At 70.5% G+C, this 3,343-nt stretch carries 5 protein-coding genes; 3 read left to right on the forward strand and 2 right to left on the reverse strand.

All coding sequences use genetic code 11. From position 1 onward, the window contains the following. From N4P33_RS33950 to N4P33_RS33960, 3 genes are all read left to right on the forward strand, one after another. The coding region (locus N4P33_RS33950) for an AIM24 family protein (RefSeq protein WP_260830775.1) at window positions 1-951 on the forward strand (951 nt) is incomplete at its 5' end. A gap of 10 nt (window positions 952-961) precedes the next feature. Next, complete coding sequence (locus N4P33_RS33955) at window positions 962-1,642, forward strand: AIM24 family protein (RefSeq protein WP_030219997.1); 681 nt, start codon at window positions 962-964, stop codon at window positions 1,640-1,642. Between the two features lie 17 nt (window positions 1,643-1,659). Further along, on the forward strand, window positions 1,660-2,415 hold the full coding sequence (locus tag N4P33_RS33960) for an AIM24 family protein (protein ID WP_260830776.1): 756 nt from the start codon (window positions 1,660-1,662) through the stop codon (window positions 2,413-2,415). Window positions 2,416-2,469: 54 nt separating this feature from the next. Here N4P33_RS33960 and N4P33_RS33965 read toward each other — a convergent pair whose 3' ends face one another. Next, a complete protein-coding gene (locus tag N4P33_RS33965; RefSeq protein WP_260830777.1) occupies window positions 2,470-2,991 on the reverse strand; it encodes an NUDIX hydrolase in 522 nt (173 codons plus the stop codon). Continuing rightward, window positions 2,988-3,343, reverse strand: a 356-nt coding sequence (locus tag N4P33_RS33970) for a zinc-dependent metalloprotease (RefSeq protein WP_260830778.1), incomplete at its 5' end; no start/stop codon positions are given. The genes N4P33_RS33965 and N4P33_RS33970, both read right to left, overlap by 4 nt.

Raw genomic sequence — 3,343 nt, forward strand, 5'->3', positions numbered from 1 at the left:
CCGGCCCCGGCGCCCGCGCCGTACGGCCAGCCGAGCCAGCAGCCGCCGCCCCCTCCGGGCTACGGCCAGCCCGCCCCCGGCCAGACCGCACCGCTGCCGCCCGGCTACGGCGCAGGACCTCAAGCACCCCATGCACCCCAGGCGCCCACGCCGCCGCCCGGATACGGTCAGCCGACCCCGCCTCCCGGCTACGGCCAGCAGCCGCCGCCCGGACAGATGCCCGGTCAGGTCCCCGGCCAGCAGGCGCCCTACGGCGCGCCGCAGGGCGCTCCCCAGGGAGCACCGCAGAGCCCGGGTGTGCTCGGTGCGCTCCAGCAGTTCAAGGAGACCCCGACCGGGCAGCGCTGGACCCAGCAGAACCGCAAGCTGGTCCGCGTCGACCTCGGCATCGGCGGACAGTCCGTGCTGGCCCGGCAGGGCAGCATGGTGCTCTACCAGGGCAAGGTCGACTTCAGCTACAAGGGCGCCGGTTTCACCGGCCGCATCGTCGGCAACGCCACCGGCCAGGAGATGCAGCTGATGCGCTGCGCCGGCCAGGGCCAGGTGTTCTTCGCCGAGAACTCCACGATGCTGCACCCCATCGAGCTCCAGGGCGACGCCGTGTGCGTCTCCGCCGAGAACGTCCTCGCCTTCGACGAGGGCCTCCAGTACGAGGTCCGCCGCATCGAGGGACACGGCATTCCCGGCGGCGCGCTGTTCACCATGCAGTTCCAGGGCACCGGCACCCTCATCGTGAAGACCCACGGTGTGCCCGTCGTGCTGCCCGTCACGCCCACGACGTTCGCCGACTGCAACGCCGTCGTCGCCTGGTCGGCCGCCTCCCAGGTGGTCGTCTCCAGCCAGGTGCGCATGCGCCGCAACTCCTACCCCGGCGACACCGGTGAGAGCGTGAACCTCCAGTTCCGGGGCGCGCCCGGCAACTTCATCGTCGTCCAGCCGTACGAGATCTAAGGAGCCCGTCATGAACCAGCCACTCGCGGGCTTCGCCCCCGCCCCCGTCACCGCCCGCATGGAGAACCACGGCAACCACATGCTGAAGGTGGCCATGCAGACCGGCAACGACCTTCTCGCGCGCGTGGGGTCCATGGTCGCCTACGAGGGTTTCGTCCAGTACGAGCCCAACCCGCCGGCCGTCCGCCAGATCGCCAAGGACTGGCTGACCGGCGAGGGTGCGCCGCTGATGAAGTGCTCCGGCGACGGCCTGCTCTACCTCGCCGACTACGGCGCCAACGTCGTCGTCATCAACCTCAACGGCGACGGCATCTCCGTCAACGCCACCAACCTGCTCGCCTTCGACGCCCATCTGACGTGGGGCGTGGAGCGGGTCAAGGGACTGGCGAAGTTCGCCGGTCAGGGCCTGTGGAACACCAAGATCTCCGGTCAGGGCTGGGTCGCGCTGACCTCGCGCGGCAAGCCGATCGTCGTCGACTGCGGCGGCGGTGACGACGAGACGTACGTCGACCCGGACGCCCTGGTCGCCTGGTCCCCGAACCTCAAGGTGAAGGGCAAGCGCAGCTTCCGCGCCCAGTCGCTGATCGGCCGCGGCAGCGGCGAGGCCTACCAGATGGCCTTCTCCGGTCAGGGCATCGTCGTCGTCCAGCCCAGTGAGGACAGCACCGACCGTCTCCGGGTCCGGGGCTGAGGGGGAGCAACCACATCATGCAGAGCCCGCTTTTCGCCTACAACGACCAGCAGACCCAGGAACGCTGGAGCCTGCAGAACAAACAGATGCTCCGGGTCGCGCTGGAGGGACACGACGACATCCTGGCCCGCAAGGGCACGATGGTCGCCTACCAGGGCCTCGTCGAGTTCGACGCCGAGTACCAGAGCAACCAGCAGTCACGCGCGCGTGCGCGCACCGGGGAGGGACTCGACCTGATGCGCTGCCACGGGCAGGGCACGGTCTACCTCGCCAATCTCGCCCAGCACATCCACATCATGGAGGTCGACCAGGACGGGCTGACCGTCGACAGCAGCTATGTGCTCGCGATGGACTCCTCGCTGCACCACGAGGTCATCGCCGTCGACAGCCTGTACGGCATCTCCGGCTCGGGGAAGTACCAGCTCAACATCTCCGGCCGCGGCAAGGTCGCGCTGATGACGTCCGGCATGCCGCTGCTGATGCAGGTGACGCCGGACAAGTACGTCAACTGCGACGCGGACGCGATCGTCGCCTGGTCGACCAGCCTGCGCGTGCAGATGCAGGCGCAGACGCACTCCTCGGGCGTGTGGCGGCGGCGCGGGAACACCGGTGAGGGCTGGGAGCTCAGCTTCATGGGCAGCGGCTTCGCGCTGGTCCAGCCCAGCGAGCTGCTGCCGCCCCAGAACGCCCAGATCGGCTCGGGCCTCTCCGCGCATTACGGCATGGGCCAGCAGGGGGCGCGGGGGCAGAACCAGGGCAACGTCTGGAGTTGACGCAGCGTGCGCATCGGTAAGGGGCGACCGCCTGGGCGGTCGCCCCTTACCCCTTCACAGCCTCGCGCGCGTCGCCTCCAGCAGCCGTACGACGGACTCGTCCGCCACCTCCGCCACCTCGTCGTACGGGAACCAACGGACGTCGAGGGACTCGTCGCTCACCGCGTGCACCGCGTCCGGCGGTGCAAGCACCGCGTACTGGACGTCGAGGTGCCAGTGGCACGGCGGCGGGATCGGGTGCCGGTCGAGCCTCACCGGGCCGCCCGGAAGCAGACGCAGTCCGTCGACGCCCGACTCCTCCGTGGCCTCGCGCAGCGCCGCGGCCGACAGGGAGGCATCCTGCGGCTCGCAGTGGCCGCCCATCTGGAGCCACATGCCCAGCTTCTTGTGGAGGGTGAGCAGCACGCGCCCGCGTGAAGGGTCGATCACCAGGGCGCTCGCCGTGATGTGCCCGGCCCCGCAGGCCTTCCACATGCCGTCCGGGTGCGCCGCCAGATGATCCAGATAGGTCTGGCGCAGCTCCGGCTGGTCCTCGTACTCCTTCAGCACGAGGACCGCGTCGTCGTGCAGGCTCACTCGGCGCCGTCGCCCTTCTTCGGGTCCTCGTCCTTCTTGGGACCCTCGTCCGCGGCCCCGTCGCCCTTCTTCAGGTTCGGCTTCCCGGTGGAGCCGCCCGCCGCCTCGCCGAGCATCTTGTCCAGCTCGGAGAAGTCGATCTGCTCACGGTGCACGAAGCCGTCCGGGTCGTCCAGGTCGGTGGCGTTGGGCAGCATGTCCGGGTGGGCCCACAGGGCGTCCCGGCCGTCCACACCGCGCGCGTCGGTGAGCGAGGCCCACAGGCGCGAGGCGTCCCGGAGCCGGCGCGGGCGCAGCTCCAGGCCGATCAGCGTGGCGAACGTCTGCTCGGCGGGGCCGCCCGAGGCGCGGC

Origin of the sequence: Streptomyces sp. 15-116A, assembly GCF_025290915.1 — a bacterium.
Lineage (GTDB): Bacteria > Actinomycetota > Actinomycetes > Streptomycetales > Streptomycetaceae > Streptomyces.

What these genes read in the sequence shown, in the direction of transcription:
- N4P33_RS33955 (WP_030219997.1), top strand. Translation starts at nt 962, where the DNA reads ATGAACCAGCCACTCGCGGGCTTCGCCCCCGCCCCCGTCACCGCCCGC.
- N4P33_RS33960 (WP_260830776.1), top strand. Translation starts at nt 1,660, where the DNA reads ATGCAGAGCCCGCTTTTCGCCTACAACGACCAGCAGACCCAGGAACGC.